We start from the raw sequence: 16,094 nt of genomic DNA, 5'->3' as shown, positions 1-16,094 counted from the left end.
CAGCGATGTCGTTCGAGGCCGCACCGGACGGTGTGGCCGGCTCTTCGCAGGCCGGGACGGGCGTTACGCCCCGATCGTCGTGGGTGCCGCTCCGGGGCCCGGTCCCTCGGACACGAGGGCGGCGAGCGTGCGCGGGTACACCGGCTCGTGCGGCGCGGTCAGTTCGTCGAGCGTGAACCAGCGGGTGTCGTCGCCCGGCGCCGGGCTGTGCTCGGTGCGTACCAGGAACAAGTCCTCGCGGTGGTCCTCGAGTTCGCCTCCGGTGGCCACCTTGACCCGCCGCTGCCAGGCGACCGGCCCGGGATCGGCGCGGGGCAGCCCGATCCGGGCGAGCAGCGCGGCGGCGGCCCGTACCGTGTCCTGGCCCGCCTCCAGGGGGATGCCGGGCGGTGCCCACACCCGGGCCCGTCCCGGCCTGCCGCGGTGCGCCAGCAGGACCCGGTCGTCGCCGTCCACCACGACGACCCGGACGCGGCGGGGTTTGCTGCGGTTGAGCACGATCATCAGGTGACCTCGCTCCGGAGAGGTGGGATGAGGGCGGGGTGCGCGGGCCGGGCGGTGCCGGGGCGCTGTGCGGCCGACGGCGCACCGCCGGCGCAGGCCGCGACGAACGCCTCGAACAGCTCGTCGTCGCAGGAGACCTCGGGATGCCACTGCACGCCGACGGCGAACCTCAGACGCGGATTCTCCGCAGCCTCGATCACGCCGTCCTCGGCGCGCCCGGTGACGTCCAGCGCCCCGGGGTCGGCGACGGCCTGATGGTGGTGCGAGTTGACCTCGGTCCACGGTCCGTACACGGCGCCCGCGCGGCTGCCCGGCGTCAGTCGCACCGTGTGCCGGCCGAAGACCCCCTCGCGCGGGCAGTGGCCGGTGTGGCCCACCAGCTCCGGTACATGCTGGTGCAGGGTGCCGCCATGGGCGACGGCCAGGAGCTGCAGGCCCCGGCAGACCCCGAGCACCGGCAGATCCATGGCGAGCGCGGCCCGCAGCAGCAACAGTTCTCCCGCGTCCCGGTCGGTCCGCGCCGGGTCACTGGCCGGGTGCCGTTCGGCCCGGTAGAGGGCGGGGTCGAGGTCGGCGCCGCCGGACAGCAGCAGCCCGTCGAGGCGCAGCAGCACGTCGGCGTCGGCGTCGTCCGGCGGCAGTACCACCGCCCGGCCGCCCGCCCGGGTGACGCCCCGCACATAGCCCTGCTGGATCACGGTCGCGTCGGTGTCCCAGATGTTCCAGCGGGCCCGGTCCCGGTAGCCGGTGATGCCGATGACGGGGCGGCTCATCGGGTCGCGCCCGTCGCCGGCACCGCGGCCGCGCCGCTGGTGCGCCGCAGGGCGCCCTCGCACAGGTCGAGCGCGGCCCGCAGCAGCGGGGACCCGTCGTCGGCGCGGGCGCCGAACGGGACGCGGTCGCGCAGCGCGGCGGTGCGCTCGGCGAGCCGCGCGGCGGGCGCGGTGTTCTGCACGGCGGCCGTGAACACCTCGGCGAGCTCGTCGATGTCCTCGCCCGAAAGCCCTTGGTAGGTCGCCTCGTTGAGGCCGATACGGACGCCCTGTCCGGTGAAGCCGGGCAGCCCCGCCATGAAGTTGACCTTGAGGCCGGCGGCGGAGAGCCGGGCGGCCGCCGTCTTCGCGGGCACCCCGTCGGCCTCGGTGTCCAGCCAGAGCTGATGCCCTGCCGAGTACCCGCGGTCCGCGGCCACCACGGTCAGACCCCGCTCGGTGAGCAGTCGCCCGAAGCGGCGGGTGTGGTCGAGCACCGCCCGGGTGTAGGCGGGTCCGAACTCGCGGAATTCCAGCAGGGCGATGCCGAGGGCGACGGTCGCGGCGAAGTGGTGATTGCTGATCAGGAAGTCCTGCGCCTCGCGGATCAGCCGCTCCACCCGGACGTCGCGGGTGAGGACGACGGCCTTCTGCGGTCCGGGGAACGTCTTGTGGGTGGAGCCGCCGTAGCTGTCCGCGCCGTCGTCGAGCGGGTTGGGGAAGGCGCCGCCGAGCACCAGGCCGAGCCAGTGGCTGGCGTCGACATGCACCAGGGTGCCCGGCGAGTGGGCCCGGACCGTGGCGACCAGGCTCGGCACGTCGACCGGGAACAGACAGTGCGACTGGTCGACGTAGACCAGTGACGGCCTGACCCGCGCCAGGAGTTCGGCGGCGTGTGCCAGGTCGAGGCCGTGCGGATCGGGGCCGCGCAGGTACTCCACCCGCAGCCCCAGGCGCTCGGCCACGCTCGGCGTCGCGTAGTGGCCGCCCTGGCCCGGTGCGACGGTGACCACGGTCGAACCGGGGCTGCCGCCCAGCGCACCGAGCACCAGCGTCATGCCGTTCAGTCCGCTGAGCGGTTTCACCGAGGCGTACGAGGCCCGGCCCAGCTCCCGCAGCAGCGGTCCGGTCAGCTCCGTCTCCAGGTCCCGCAGCCGCTGCGCGCCGCGGAAGTGCCAGCGGTCGGGGTCGTCGTCCTCGTTGAAGAAGTAGCGGTGGTAGGGGTCGAGCAGCATCGGCAGCTTCGCCAGGCCCGACATGGAGGTCTCCGACGGCACCATGCTCAAGGTCCGCAGCGCGCTCGCCTCGTTCTCGCTGAGCAGGCGTACGACGGTGTCCAGAGTCAGATTCGTGGTGCGCATCGAGCTAATCTCCCTCGCTTGTCGCAGGTGTGCCGGGTGTGTTCAGCAGGGCGTCCGCCACCAGCACCTGGCCGAGCGCGATACCACCGTCGTTGGTGGGCACCAGACGGTGGGCGTAGGCGTCGAAGCCCGCCTTGCGCAGCTCCACAAGACAGTTGACCTGGAGGAACTCATTGAGGAAGACACCGCCGGACAGCACCACCTGGCGGACTCCGTGCCGCTCGCGCATCGCCGTGCAGCGCTGCACCACCATCGCCACCACCGCCGAGTGGAAGCGGCGGCTGATGTCGGCGACCGCCGTACCGCGGCCGAGTTCGGCGGCGATGGCGCGGATCACGGGCCGCGGGTCGACGACGGCCGCGGCCTCGGGGTCCTCGTGCTCCTCAGGCTCCTCAAGACCGAAGCTGTAGGGCGTGGCCGTCGTCAGGTCGCGGCCGAGCAGCCCCTCCAGTTCGATCGGGCCGTGCGCCTCGTACTCGGCGTAGGCGCAGATGTCGAGCAGCGCCGCCACCCCGTCGAAGAGGCGGCCCATGCTGGAGACCGGCGGGGCCTGGATGCCCTTGGCGACCATGGTCGCGAAGACGGACCGCCGGGTGTCGTCCAGGACGGCGAGGGCCGGGAAGGCTTCTACGGCCGCTTCGGCGGAACCCAGCGCCTGAAGGGCCAGGGCGTATCCGGTGCGGATCGGTTCGGCCACCGCCCGGTCGCCGCCGAGCAGCGGAAGGGGGCGCAGATGGGCGACCCGCCGCGCCGACGCATAGTCCCCGAGCAGGAATTCACCGCCCCAGATGGTGCCGTCCGTGCCGTATCCGGCCCCGTCGAAGACGACGCCGAGGGTGAGCCCCGACAGCTGGTTCTCGCCCATGCAGGACGCCATGTGGGCGTGGTGGTGCTGGACCTCGACGACGTCCTCGGGCCGGCTGCCGGCCAGCGCCCGGGAGCGGAACGAGGGGTGCATGTCGCAGGCGACATAGCGGGGCTTGACCTCGTACAGCTCCGTCAGATGGTCGGCCGCCTCACGGTGCGAGGCGAAGGTCTCGTCGTTCTTGAGGTCGCCGATGTGCTGGCTGACGTAGACCTCGGTGCCCTCGCCGAGGGCCACGGTGGTCTTCAGCTCGGCGCCGTAGGCGAGAACCGGTTCGGACAGGGTCCGGCCGAGCTTGACCGGGTAGGGGGCGTAGCCGCGGGAGCGCCGTACGAACGTGATGAGGGGTTCGTCGAGGGCCTCGTGCACGGAACTGCGTACGACCGAGTCGTCGACGCGGACATGGATGTCCCGGTCGTGGTGCAGGACGAGATCGGCGACCTCGAAGAGCTGGCCGAGCGCGTCCTCGTTGCGGTAGGCGATGGGACGGCCCGAGATGTTGCCGCTCGTCATCACCAGCACATCGAGGCCGGGCCGGTCGAGCAGCAGATGGTGCAGCGGTGCCGACGGCAGCATGATGCCCAGGCTCGGATTGCGCGGCGCGACCTCCTCGGGCAGTGACCCCGGGATCCTGCGCAGCAGCACGATGGGCCGGGCGGGCGAGCGCAGCAGCTCGCGCTCGGCCGGGGTGCACACGGCGAGCGATTCCACGGTGGCCAGATCCGGGGCCATGACGGCGAACGGCTTGGAGTCGCGCTTCTTGCGGGCCCGCAGCCGGGCCACGGCGGCGGGGTTGCGGGCGTCCGCGGCCAGATGGAAGCCGCCGACGCTCTTGACCGCGACGATCCGGCCCTCGGCCAGCGCCTCGGTGGTGGCGGTCAGCGCCGCACCGGCCGTGGCCAGGACACCGTCGGGCGTCGACAGGGTGACCTGCGGGCCGCACTCGGCGCAGGCGGTCGGCTGGGCGTGGTAGCGCCGGTCCAGGGGGTCCTGGTACTCGCGCAGGCACTGTCCGCACATCACGAAGGACGCCATCGTGGTCTGCGCCCGGTCGTAGGGAAGCCCCTTGATCAGGGAGTAACGGGGCCCGCAGTGCGTGCAGTTGGCGAACGGGTAGCGGTGGCGGCGGTCCGCGGGGTCGAGGACCTCGCGCAGACAGTCGTCACAGACATGGGAGTCCGGGGCGACGATGGTGCCGGCCCGGCCGGTGCGCACACTCTCCCGGATCTCGAAGCGGCCGGACCCGGCCGGGGCGTTGTCCGCGGCGGCCCACGGCTCGCGGCTCTCCACCCGGACGTCGTCGACCCGGGCGAGCAGCGGGGCCCGCTCGCGCAGCCCCGCGGTGAACTCCGCCAGGAGCGGCACCGCACCGCACACCTCGGTCTGCACCCCCAGGGTGTCGTTGAGCACCCAGCCGGACAGTTCCAGGGAGTCCGCCAGGGTGTAGACGAAGGGCCGGTAGCCCACGCCCTGCACCACCCCGGTCACCCGGATCAGCCATCGCTCGCAGTCAGTCATGACGGCCCCCACCGGTCAGCACAGCCGCGGGAGTTCGGCGCCCCGCAGCTCCTCGATCTCACTGACCGAACCGTCCCGGCCGACCATCTCCACGGCCTGTACCGGGCGTTCGGTGACCTCGCCGATGGCGACGGCCCCCCGGCCGTACGGGTGGGCGCGCAGCGTGTCCAGGACCGAGTCGGCGTGGGCCGGATCCACGAACAGCGCCAGACACCCCTCGTTGGCGCAGTTGATCGGATTGATGCCGAGCATGTCCGCGGCCATCCGGGTCTCCGGACCGATCGGCAGCGCGTCCTCCTCGATGCGCAGCGTGCGGCCCACCGCGGCGGCGTACTCGTGCAGCACCGCGTTGAGGCCACCGCGCGTCACATCGCGCATCGACTTCAGGGCGGCCTCGGGCACCGCCGAACGCACCTGGCCGATCAGCCCGTTGAGCGGGGCGCAGTCACTGAGGACACGGCTCTCGAAGCCGAGGCCCTCCCGTACCGACAGCAGATGGATGGTGTGGTCCCCGATCGGTCCGCTCAGCAGGATCCGGTCGCCGGGCACCACGTCCCGCATGCGCTTGGCAGGTGAGGTGAAGACGCCGATCCCGGTGGTGTTGAGGAAGATGCCGTCGGCCTCACCCGCACCGACGATCTTCGTGTCGCCGGCGACGATCCTGATGTCCGCCTCGCGGGCCGTCTCCCGTACGGAGGTCAGAGCGCGGTGCAGGTCGGCGATGGGGAGCCCCGCCTCCAGGATCATCGCCAGGGTGAGATAGCGGGGCTCGGCACCGGCCACGGCGAGGTCGTTGACCGTGCCGCACACGGCGATCTTTCCGATGTCCCCGTTGCCGAAGAACGGCGGATCGACGACGAAGGAGTCGGTGGTCATCGCGAGCGCGCCGTCGAGCGGCGGCAGCACCGCGCTGTCCTCCATCTCCCCGACGTAAGAGTCGCCGAGCACCTCCACCACGAATTCCACCAGTTCCCGGCTCAAGCGGGCCCCGGTGCCGTGGTCGAGCACGATCTGCTGGCTGAGCATGGGCGTCGTAGCCGTGGACAACGTAACTCCCGTGGTTCGGATGCGGGCTGGAGGCGGGGCGCGGGGCGGGCGGCGCAACCGGGGCGGGGTCAGGGCGTGCGGAACACCTTGCGGGGCAGCTCGCCGTCCTTGTCGAGGGTGGCCACGATGTCCGCGGACGGGGCGACCGTCGCGCAGTAGCCGTCCAGCCAGTCCAGGGCGCGCACCTTGTCGTGGTCGCGGGCCGAGACCACACAGTCGCTGGGCACCCACACGTTGTAGCCGCGGAAGAAGGCGTCGGCGGCGGTGGTCTGCACACAGATCTGGCCCTGCATGCCGGTCACGATGACGGTCTCGACGCCGAGCGCCTGGAGCCGTTCGTGCAGATCGGTCTCGTAGAACCCGCTGTCCTTGTTCTTCTCGACGAGGATGTCGCTCGACTCGTCGAAGAACACGGGCAGGATCTCCGCGCCCTCGGTGCCCTTCTGGGCCGGCAGCCGGCCTCCTTCGTAGCGCTCGGCGACCGGGTCGTCCGGCTTGTTGATCAGCTGGAGATGGACCACGTGGTGGCCGCGCTCGCGCATGTCGTTGAGGAAGGCGGAGAAACCGGGCGTGGCCTCCGCCACGGCGTCGATGCGTTCCTGGTTCTTGTTCACCAGGTCGTGCTGGAGGTCATTGGTGAGAACAGCGACCTTGCTCATGCGCACTCCTCAGAATCGGTCGTCCTGGTCCGAAGATCTCGCCGGGCGGTGGGGCGTGCCAGTCGGGCAATCCCCTTACAGAAGTCGGGTGTCAGGCGGTCACGGGGGCGTCGGCCGGGTCGTCCTCCTCGGCCATCCGGCACAGCACCGTCCAGGCCACCGTGGCGACGGTGAAGTCGCTGTACAGCTCGTTCGGCGACACCTCCACGCCGAACCTGTCGCGCAACTGCGCGACCAGGCGTACGGCGAGCAGTGACTGGCCGCCGAGGTCGTAGAAGTTGTCGTACACGCCGATGTCGTCCCAGCCGAGGAGCTCCCGCCAGATGGCGGCGATCTCCTCCTCCAGCGGAGTACGAGGGTCCACCCGGGCGCCGGGCGTGTCCTCGGCACCCGTCTGCCCGGGTGCCTGCGAGCCGGCCGGTGCGGCAGGCGGGGACGGGATCTCGGCGGCCGGTACGGCGGCGTCGAGCAAGTGCGACAGCGGCTCGTCGGGCCACTGTGCCACCGCGTCGAGAACGTCGAGGAGATGTGTCGCGAAGCGCTCGGCCGTGGCCGCCGTGAACAGGTCCGTGCGGTACTCCAGCCCCGCCTGGCACCCGCCCTCCGGCTCCGGACGCACTTCGAGCAGCAGGTCGGCCTTGGCGCTGTCGACATCGGCGGGGATCAGCTCGAAGTCGATTCCGGCGCTGTGCCATCGGGCGGGCCGGGCGTTCTGCAGGACGAGCAGCACCTGGGAGGGCAGCGTCTCCGCTCCGGGCGCACCGTGTCGGCGCAGTGCCTTGACGGCCTGCTCGAAGGGCAGGTCCTCGTGGTCGAAGGCGTCCAGGCAGGTGGTGCGGGTCCGGCCGAGCAGTTCGGTGAAGGACGGATCGCCCGAGACATCGGTACGCAGCAGCAGCGGATTGACGAAGTAGCCGATCAGGCCCTCCAGTTCGGGCCTTGCCCGGCCCGCCATGGGGGCGACCACGGTGATGTCCTGCTGCCGGCAGTAGCGGGCGAGGAGCGCGTCCAGTGCGGCCAGGAGCACCATGAACAGCGTGGCCCGCCCCTCGTGGGCCAGCGTCCGAAGCCGCTGGGTGAGCGGCGCCGGCAGCTCGAAGTGGTGGGTCACGGCGTGCGTGCCCGCCGTCGCGGGCCGCGGCAGATCGGTGGGCAGGGCGAGCGGCACGGCGCCGGTGAGCGCCTTCGACCAATGGCCGACCAGCCGGTCCAGCTCCGCGCCGACCAGGGTCTGGCGCTGCCACACGGCGAAATCGGCGTACTGGAGGGGGAGTTCGTCGAGCGGCGGCTCGTGTCCCGCGACCCGCGCGGCGTACACGGTCGTCAGCTCCTTGAGGAAGACCTCCGACGAGGCGCCGTCGGTGACGATGTGGTGCATGGCGAGCAGCGCCACATGATGCTCGTCGTCGAGCCGCAGCAGCCGCATGCGCAGCAGCGGTCCGGTGCCGAGGTCGAACGGCCGGGACAGCTCCGTGCCGGCGGCCGCCGCCACCTGGTCCGGCGTGGCCGCCTCGACCGGCACGGTCAGCGCCGCCGTCGGGCGGATCACCTGCACCGGCTCGCCGTCCTCCAGCGCGAAGACGGTACGCAGCGCCTCGTGGCGGTCGGCCACCGCGTTCAAGGCGTACTCGAGAGCCGCCGTGTCGAGCGGCCCGCGCAGCCGCACGGCCGCCGTGATGTTGTACGCCGACAGGCCCCGGTCCAGGTGGTGCTGAAGCCACAGGCTCTGCTGTGCGAATGAGGTCTCTACGATCAGCGCGTCGTCGGCCGTCAACGGTCACCCTCCCACTCGGCTGGTTCCCGCGATCCTGCGGCACGGCGCGGGGTCGACGGCAGTCAGGCAATGTCCCGACTGCCCGACGGGCCGCCGGTGCCGCACGATCCGATAACGCCTGCCGCGCCGCGCTCCGCAGGCCGGGCCGCCCCGTCGCACTCCGTCGGCCGCCGCCGTCGGTGCGGCCATGACCGTCCAGGAGGACCGATGAGCAAGGCGCCGACCCACGCCGCCGAGGATCTGCTGCGCGCCCAGGAGGGACTGTCCCCCGAGCGCCGCGCCCTGCTGGCGAAGCGGCTCGCAGCGGGGCGCCGCAGCGCACGGCCACCCCTGCGCGCCCTGCCGCGCACCGGGGGGACCCAGCGATTCGTCGCCGCTCCGGGCCAACAGCAGCTCTACTACCAGCACGAGCTCGATCCCGCCGCGGTGAACTACCTGTTGCCCATCGCGGTCCGGCTGCACGGCGATCTGCGCCCGGACGCCCTCGCCGCCGCGCTCGCCTCGGTCGTGGCCCGGCACGAGGCACTGCGCACCGGCTTCGAGATCGATCACGAGCGCGGTGGAGTCGTGCAGGTCGTCGCGGCCGCCGGCGAGGTCGGCGTGGAACTGGAGACCGGGCGGGCCCGCGCCGACGAGATCGACGCGCTGCTGCGGACCATCACCCGGCGGCCCTTCGACCTGTCGGCCCCGCCGCTGCTGCGCGCCACCCTCTGGCAGCTCGACGAGAACGCCGGGGGACCGGCCGTGGCCGAGCCCGTATCGCCCGCCGAGCACGGGGGCGAGCCCGAGCCCGGGGCCGGGGGCGTGGCGGCGGGGGCGAGTGCGGCGGGCTCGGCTGGCTCCGGCGCGGTGAAAGCGGGGGTGGCGGGGGCGGACATAGCGGCGGGTGCGGCGGCGGGCGCGGGCTCGGCCGGCGGCTCCTGGCTGCTCACCCTCTGCGTGCACCACATCGTCGTCGACGGCTGGTCCCTCGGCGTCCTCGTCGACGAACTGGCCGAGAGCTATGCCGCGGCCGTCCAGGGCCGCGACGCGCGGCTGCCCGAACTCACCCTCAACTACCCCGACTTCGCCGACAGCCAGCACGAGTGGCTGGCCGGCGAGGAGGCCGCGGGCCGGATCGCGCACTGGCGCGAACGGCTGGCGGGCGTGCCCGTCTTCGAACCGGCCGGCGACCGCCCGCGCCCGGCCAGGCCCACCTTCGACGGCGCCGCGGTCCGCATCGACCTGGACGCCGACCTCGTCGAGGGCATCACCCGGCTCGGCCGCAGCGAACAGGCCACGCCGTTCATGGTCCTGCTCGCCGCCTACGCCGCCGTGCTGCACCGCTGGTCGGCCGAGCCCGACCTGGTCATCGGCACCGCTGTCGCCGGCCGGTCCCGGCCCGAATGGGAGCCCCTCATCGGCTTCTTCGTCAACACGGTCCCGCTGCGCGTCGGCGTCGACTCCGAGGCCACCTTCCGTGACCTGCTCCGCGTCGCCAGGCACAGTGCCCTGGACGGCTTCGCCCACCAGGACGTGCCCTATCCGCGGATCGTCCAGGAGGCGGGCGGAGAGCGCCACAGCGGCCGCTCGGCCCTGGTGCGCGCCCTGCTCGCGCTGCGCAATGTGCCGATGCGCCGGCTCGAACTGCCCGGTGTGCGCACGGAGACGCTCAACCTGCCCAAGACGGGCTCCGACCTCGACCTGTCCCTGGAGTTCTCCCCGGCCGAAGAGGGCGACGGCCTGACCGGCTGGCTGTCCTACTCGTCCGACCTGTTCGACCGGGACACCGCCGAACGCATCGGGACCGCCGTACGCCAGGTGGTGGCCGCCGCCGTCGCCACGGACGGCGCGGCGACCGTCGGTGAGCTGCCGTACATGACGGAGCTCGAACGCCGGCGACTGGTCGCCGAGTTCTCCGGCCGGGACCGGACGGCACCGGCCGCCGGTGGTCTGCTGGACGTCTTCGACGCCGCGGTGACGACGGCCCCCGACGCCACCGCCGCGGTCGCCGACACCGCGTCCGCGGACCCGTCCCTGACCTTGACGTACCGCGAACTGGACGAGCGGGCCAACCAGTTGGCGCATCTGCTGCTCCAGCGCGGGGTGGGTGCCGACGACCGGGTGGCCGTCTGCCTCCCGCGCTCCCTCGACCTGCTCGTGGCGGTGCTCGGTGTCCTGAAGGCGGGGGCCGTCCTGCTGCCGCTCGAATCCGAGCACCCCGCCGAACGGCTGGCCGAGCTGATCGCGGACGCCGCCCCGCACACCGTGCTCACCGACGCGGACCTGGCGGCACGGCTGCCGGCCGGGCCCGCCGTGCTCACGGAGTGGGACCGTGCAGCCGCGGGCGACGGCTTCCCCGCGCATCGCCCCGACACCGCCGAACTCCCCGACGCGGGGGCGTATGTCCTGTACACATCGGGTTCCACCGGCCGCCCCAAGGGCGTCGTCGTCACCCGTGCCGGCCTCGCCAACCGACTCGCGGGCATGCGCACGGAGTTCGCGCTCGGCGCCGACGACGTGGTGCTGCACAAGACGGCGCTGAGCGCCGACACCGCCATGTGGGAGCTCCTGGTCGCGCTCACCTGCGGCGGCACCGTCGCCCTCAGCGCACCCGGACGGCACGCGGATGTGTCCTATCTGCACGACGTGCTGGCCCGGAAACAGGTCACCACCTGCTTCTTCGTGCCGTCGGTGCTGCGCCCGGCGCTCGACCAGGGCGGCTTCGCCGAGGCCGCGGCCACCCTGCGCCTGGTGATCAGCGCGGGCGAGGAGCTGCCCGCCGCGCTCGCCGACCAGTTCCGGGCCGCGGCACCGCACGTCCGCCTGGTCAACTCCTACGGGCCCACCGAGAGCACCATCAACATCACCGAGCACACCGTCACCACGCCGGCCGTGGAGCCGGTACCCATCGGCCGCCCCGTGCCCGGCGTGGACACCTACGTCCTCGACGAGCACGGGCGCCTCCAGCCCATCGGCATACCGGGTGAACTCCACGCGGGCGGCGTGCAGGTGGCGCGCGGTTATCTCGGCCGTCCGGGCCAGACCGCCGAGCGCTATGTGCCGCATCCGTTCGCGCCGGGTGCCCGGCTGTACCGCACCGGGGACCGGGCGCGCTGGCGGCCCGACGGCACCCTGGAGTTCCTGGGCCGCACCGACCACCAGGTCAAGATCCGCGGATTCCGGGTCGAGCCGGGCGAGGTGGAAGCCGTGCTGCGGGCCCAGCCCTCGGTCGCGGACGCCGTCGTGGTGGCCCGGCACTCGCCGGTCGGCGGGCTGCGGCTGATCGGCTATGTGACCGGCCCGGCCGGGCAGCCCGCGCCCGAGGCGGCCACGCTGCGGGCCCGGCTGCACAACCTGCTGCCGTCGCCGATGGTGCCCGACGTGTTCGTCCCGCTCGAGGCCTTCCCGGTCACCGCCTACGGAAAGATCGACCGGGCCAGGCTCCCGGAGCCGGGCAGGCGGCCGGCCGCCGTGGTGCACACACCGCCCGCGGGCCCGCTCCAGCAGGTGCTCGCCGGTATCTGGGAGGAGACCCTGGGCGTCACCGGACTCGGCGTCGACAACGACTTCTTCGCGTGCGGCGGCCACTCGGTGCTCGCCACCCTGGTGGTGTCCCGGATCCGGGACCTGTTCCGCCTCGACCTGCCCCTGCACTTCTTCGTCGAGGCCCCGACCATCGCCGGCCTCGCGACGATGATGCGCGCCGAGGGCGCCGAGGCGGGTATCGACGTCGACCGGGTGGCCGCCCTGGTGCAACAGGTGCAGCGGATGTCACAGGACGAACTCGCGGAGAAGCTGGAGGGCTGACCCGTGGCCCTCTCCCCGGACCGGTCCGCCGCCGCCCCGCCCGGCCCGCCCGCAGCCCGTCCCCGTACGTCCGTGCCGGAAAAGCCCGGTCCCGGGCGGTCGGGCACGTCCCGCTTCGGGCGCGGCTTCTGGCGACTGTGGACCGCCACCGCCGCATCGGGGCTCGGCGACGGAACACGGATCGCCGCCCTCGCGGTGTACGCCGCCGTCCTCACCGAAGACCCCCTCCAGGTCGCCCTGGTCGGCGTGGCCGGAAAGCTGCCGTGGACCCTGGTGGGGCCGTTCGCCGGGGTCCTCGTCGACCGGCTCGACCGCTGGCGCACCCTGTGGATCTGCGATGTGGCCCGCGCTCTCGTCATGGGCACCCTGGTCCTGCTCATCGTCACCGGACAGGTGGGCATCGGCGCGCTCGCGCTGGTCTCCTTCCTGCTCACCTCGATCGCGACGCTCGCCGACAACCTGTCCCAGGCGGTGGTCGGCGACGTGGTCGGCACCGGTTCGCTGGAGTCCGCCAACAGCCGTCTGATCGGCGGGCAGTTGATCGCCAGTGAGTTCCTGGGCGCTCCGCTGGGCACCGCCCTGTTCGTCGCCGGCCGGCCGCTGCCGTTCGCCCTGGACACGGTCACCTTCGCGTTGTCGGCCCTGCTCGTGTGCAGCGTCCGGATGCCACGCGCCCGCCCGGCCGAGGCGCCCGCCACCCCCATGTCCGCGCGCACCGTCCTGGCCGAGACGGCCGAGGGGGTGCGCTGGCTGTGGCGCCACCGGCTGCTGCGCACCGTCTGCGTGCTGACCGCGCTGATGAACTTCTGCGTGGTGGCGGTGATGAGCATCGCCGTGCTCTTCGCCCTGCACACCCTGGACATCAGCGAACGCGAGTACGGCCTGCTGCTCGGCGTGCTCGCCGTCGGCGGCCTCGCCGGGCTGCTGCTGGCCCCCGTCGCCGTCCGCTCCCTGGGCCGCGGCCGCACCCTCAGGCTGTCGTTCGCCCTGTGCCCGGTGCCCTTCTTCGTCGCCGGCACCACCAGCCACGCGATCCTCGCCGCCGCCACGCTGACCTGCGTCGGGGTGAGCGTCTCGCTGACCACCGTGGTGACGACGTCACTGCGTCAGGAGCTCGTCCCCGCCCGGCTGTTCGGCCGGGTCAACGGCGGCTACCGCCTGGTCGTCAACGGACTGTCGCCGGTGGGCGGACTGGTCGGCGGCGGGCTCGCCGGCGCGTTCGGCCTGCGTGCCCCGTTCTTCCTGGCCGCGGCCCTGACCGCCGCCGCCACCGGGGCCGCGCTGCTGCTGCCGCGCGCGGCCCTCGACGCGGAGGCCGCCCCGGCCCGCCGCACACCTCACCAAGTTCCCAGGAAGCAGCCGACGATGACCGATCTGCGTACACCCCCGGTGCCCGGCCCGGACAGCGAACAGGCAACCGGCCCCGCCCGCCCCCCGGCCGTCCCCGGCGCGTCGCGCCGGCTGCGGCTGCTGACCAGGGCCCTGGTGCCGGTGCTCGCCGCGCTGGCCGCGGCCGGCACCGTGCTCGGCGCCGTGGACACCCCCGATCCACTGCCGCGCACGGCTTCGGCCGAGGCGTTCTCCGCGGACCGGGCCCACGACCACATCGCCGCCATCGCCCGCCGCCCGCACCACCTCGGGACCGCGGAACACGACCGGGTACGCGATGAACTCATCGGCCGCTTCGAGGAGTTGGGGCTCGACGCGCGCATCGAGCGGGGCACCGGGGCGGAGACAGGGGAGGGCGCCGCCCTGGTCGGCTGGACCCAGAACATCACCGCCACCCTCCCGGGCACCGACTCCACCGGCAGCCTCCTGGTCGTCGCGCACTACGACTCGGCCGAGACCAGCCCCGGCGCCTCCGACGACGGCCTCGGTGTCGGAGCCGCACTGGAGGTGGCCCGCGCCCTCACCTCGGGGCCGGCCCTCCGCAACGACGTGACCTTCCTGATCACCGACGGGGAGGAGCCCGGACTCCTCGGCGCCCGCGCCCACGTCGCTGCTCAGCGCACCGAAGCGGGTCCCACCGTCGTCCTCAACCTGGAGGCCCGCGGCACCTCCGGCCGGGCGGTGATGTTCGAGACCGGGCCGGGCAACGGCCCCCTCGTGCGGGCCCTGGCGGACCACCCGCCGGTGGCCACCTCGCTCTCCGACGAGGTCTACCGGCTGCTGCCCAACGACACCGACTTCACCGCCCTGCGCGAGTCAGGGGCGAGCGGCCTGAACTTCGCGGTGATCGGCGGATCGGCCCGCTACCACACCCCGCAGGACAGCCTGGACCACCTGGACAGGGGCGGCCTCCAGGACCTCGGAGCCGCCACACTCGCCGCGACCCGCAGCCTCGGAGCCGCCGACCTCGCCGCCACCGCCGAGGCGGGCGACGCCACGTACTTCAACCTCGGCGGCCTCCTGGTCAGCTACCCCGACAGCTGGGTGCTGTTCGTCGCGCTGCTGGCCGTCGCCGCCCTCGCCCTCGCGCTGCGCGGTGCCCGTGGCGCCGTCGGCCTGCGAGGCGTCGCCCTCACCGCCGCGACGCTGCCGCTCGCGCTGGCCGCCGCCGCGGTCGCCGGCACCGCCCTGTGGCCCGTACTGACCTGGATCAAGCCCGAGTTGACCGGCTTCCTGCTCGGTACGCCCTACCGTCCGGGGCCCTTCGTGCTCGCGGCCGTCCTGCTCGCCGCCACCGCCACCTGGACCTGGGCGGTCCGGCTGCGCCGACGGGTCACGGGCCTGGAGGCGAGCGCCGGAGTCACCCTGTGGCTGGCCCTGTGCGGCCTGCTCACCGCGCTCCTGCTGCCCGGCGCCTCCTACCTGTTCGTCTGGCCCGCCCTCGCCGGTGCCGCCGGACTGGCCGTGGCCGTCCGGCTGGCGGACGGCTCACCGTGGCGCGCCCCGCTCCTGTCGGCCGCCCTGGTGCCGGCGGCGGCGCTGCTCGGCCCGGTCACCGTGCTGCTCTTCGACGCGGTGCCCCTCGCGCTGGCCGCCGCGCCCCTGCTCCTCGTGGTGCTGTGCCTGGCGGCCGCGCTGCCGCTCGTCACGGGTGCGCTGCGCCGCACGGCGGCCCGCGCGTTCACCGCGCTCGGCACGGTCGGCGCACTGCTCGCGGTCCTCGCCGGGCTGCTCGTCGCCGGCCCGGACCGTGCCCACCCCGCGCAGGTCAGCCTTGTCTACACACTGGACGCCGACACCGGCCGGGCGCGCTGGGCCTCCACCGGCGCGGGCCACTCCGACTGGCTCGGCCACTACCTCGACGAGTCCGGCACCCGCCCTGTGAGCGACACCTTCCCCGCCCTCGACGAACCCGCGAACTGGCGCACCGGACCCGCACCGTCGAAGAACGTCGCGCTGCCCGAGGTCCAGGTCCTCGCGACCAGCCGTGACGGCGACACCCGCCACATCCGGCTGCGCCTGTCGAGCCGGCAGGGCCGCGCGGCGGAACTCGCCCTGTACGCCGACGCCGGCAGCACCCGGGTCGTCGCCGCGAAGGTCGCCGCACACCACGTCCCCGGCGGCGCCAACCGGGCCTACACCGACGGCCCTTGGACCTGGGGCCTGCTCCTGGCCGGGCCGCCCGCCGACGGCGTCGAGGTCGAACTGGAGGTGCGCGGAGACACCCCGCTGCGCCTGCGCGCCGTTGCCTGGACACCCGGCCTGCCCGCGGGTTCCCTGGACGTCCCGCGCCCCGCGGACGTGACCTGGTCGGGGCGGGACTCGGGAGTGACCCTCGCCTCGCGCGGATACACGGTCTGAGCCGCCCGCGCCCGCGCTCCGCACCGACGCGCTCGCCGTATGACGAAGGGCATCCCCCGGATCCGGGGGATGCCC

General features: G+C 73.5%; 9 protein-coding genes. 2 read left to right on the top strand and 7 right to left on the bottom strand.

Annotated elements, in window-relative coordinates; all coding sequences use genetic code 11:
* Positions 1–63: 63 nt before the first annotated feature.
* The 7 genes from ACIHFB_RS41635 to ACIHFB_RS41605 all read right to left on the bottom strand — a co-directional run bounded on the left by ACIHFB_RS41635 (position 64) and on the right by ACIHFB_RS41605 (position 8,480).
* On the bottom strand, positions 64–504 hold the full coding sequence (locus ACIHFB_RS41635) for an NUDIX domain-containing protein (protein WP_365284689.1): 441 nt from the start codon (positions 502–504) through the stop codon (positions 64–66).
* On the bottom strand, positions 504–1,277 hold the full coding sequence (locus ACIHFB_RS41630; RefSeq protein WP_365284691.1) for a gamma-glutamyl-gamma-aminobutyrate hydrolase family protein: 774 nt from the start codon (positions 1,275–1,277) through the stop codon (positions 504–506). Before ACIHFB_RS41630 ends, ACIHFB_RS41635 begins: the two co-directional genes overlap by 1 nt.
* Entirely contained in the window at positions 1,274–2,617 is a 1,344-nt protein-coding gene (locus tag ACIHFB_RS41625; RefSeq protein ID WP_365284693.1) for a hypothetical protein, read from the bottom strand. The genes ACIHFB_RS41630 and ACIHFB_RS41625 overlap by 4 nt, the downstream gene beginning before the upstream one ends.
* A gap of 4 nt (positions 2,618–2,621) precedes the next feature.
* Positions 2,622–5,000: a carbamoyltransferase HypF gene (hypF, locus tag ACIHFB_RS41620; RefSeq protein ID WP_400129600.1), complete on the bottom strand. Its 2,379-nt coding sequence runs from the start codon at positions 4,998–5,000 to the stop codon at positions 2,622–2,624.
* 15 nt (positions 5,001–5,015) lie between these two features.
* On the bottom strand, positions 5,016–6,047 hold the full coding sequence (gene hypE / locus ACIHFB_RS41615) for a hydrogenase expression/formation protein HypE (protein WP_365284697.1): 1,032 nt from the start codon (positions 6,045–6,047) through the stop codon (positions 5,016–5,018).
* Between the two features lie 68 nt (positions 6,048–6,115).
* Positions 6,116–6,706 carry an isochorismatase family cysteine hydrolase gene (locus tag ACIHFB_RS41610; RefSeq protein ID WP_365284699.1) on the bottom strand — a complete coding sequence of 197 codons (591 nt, stop codon included), beginning with the start codon at positions 6,704–6,706 and terminating at the stop codon, positions 6,116–6,118.
* A gap of 91 nt (positions 6,707–6,797) precedes the next feature.
* A complete protein-coding gene (locus ACIHFB_RS41605) occupies positions 6,798–8,480 on the bottom strand; it encodes a condensation domain-containing protein (RefSeq protein WP_400129599.1) in 1,683 nt (560 codons plus the stop codon).
* 207 nt (positions 8,481–8,687) lie between these two features.
* On the opposite strand from ACIHFB_RS41605, the gene ACIHFB_RS41600 reads away from it, so the two are divergent.
* Together ACIHFB_RS41600 and ACIHFB_RS41595 are read left to right on the top strand one after the other, a co-directional pair.
* Positions 8,688–12,269 (top strand): amino acid adenylation domain-containing protein, encoded by a 3,582-nt coding sequence (locus ACIHFB_RS41600; protein ID WP_400129598.1) that lies wholly within the window; start codon positions 8,688–8,690, stop codon positions 12,267–12,269.
* Between the two features lie 3 nt (positions 12,270–12,272).
* Entirely contained in the window at positions 12,273–16,019 is a 3,747-nt protein-coding gene (locus ACIHFB_RS41595; RefSeq protein ID WP_400129597.1) for an MFS transporter, read from the top strand.
* Positions 16,020–16,094 lie beyond the last annotated feature (75 nt).

This window comes from Streptomyces sp. NPDC051963 (genome assembly GCF_044593495.1).
In the GTDB taxonomy this organism is placed as follows: Bacteria; Actinomycetota; Actinomycetes; order Streptomycetales; family Streptomycetaceae; genus Streptomyces.
Note: the sequence above shows the minus strand (reverse complement) of the source record. Positions and strands in the feature narration are given on the sequence as shown.

Bases quoted from the DNA above. Each gene is read 5' to 3' on its own strand.
- ACIHFB_RS41635 (WP_365284689.1), bottom strand. From the start codon at position 504: ATGATCGTGCTCAACCGCAGCAAACCCCGCCGCGTCCGGGTCGTCGTG.
- ACIHFB_RS41630 (WP_365284691.1), bottom strand. From the start codon at position 1,277: ATGAGCCGCCCCGTCATCGGCATCACCGGCTACCGGGACCGGGCCCGC.
- ACIHFB_RS41625 (WP_365284693.1), bottom strand. From the start codon at position 2,617: ATGCGCACCACGAATCTGACTCTGGACACCGTCGTACGCCTGCTCAGC.
- hypF (WP_400129600.1), bottom strand. From the start codon at position 5,000: ATGACTGACTGCGAGCGATGGCTGATCCGGGTGACCGGGGTGGTGCAG.
- ACIHFB_RS41610 (WP_365284699.1), bottom strand. From the start codon at position 6,706: ATGAGCAAGGTCGCTGTTCTCACCAATGACCTCCAGCACGACCTGGTG.
- ACIHFB_RS41600 (WP_400129598.1), top strand. From the start codon at position 8,688: ATGAGCAAGGCGCCGACCCACGCCGCCGAGGATCTGCTGCGCGCCCAG.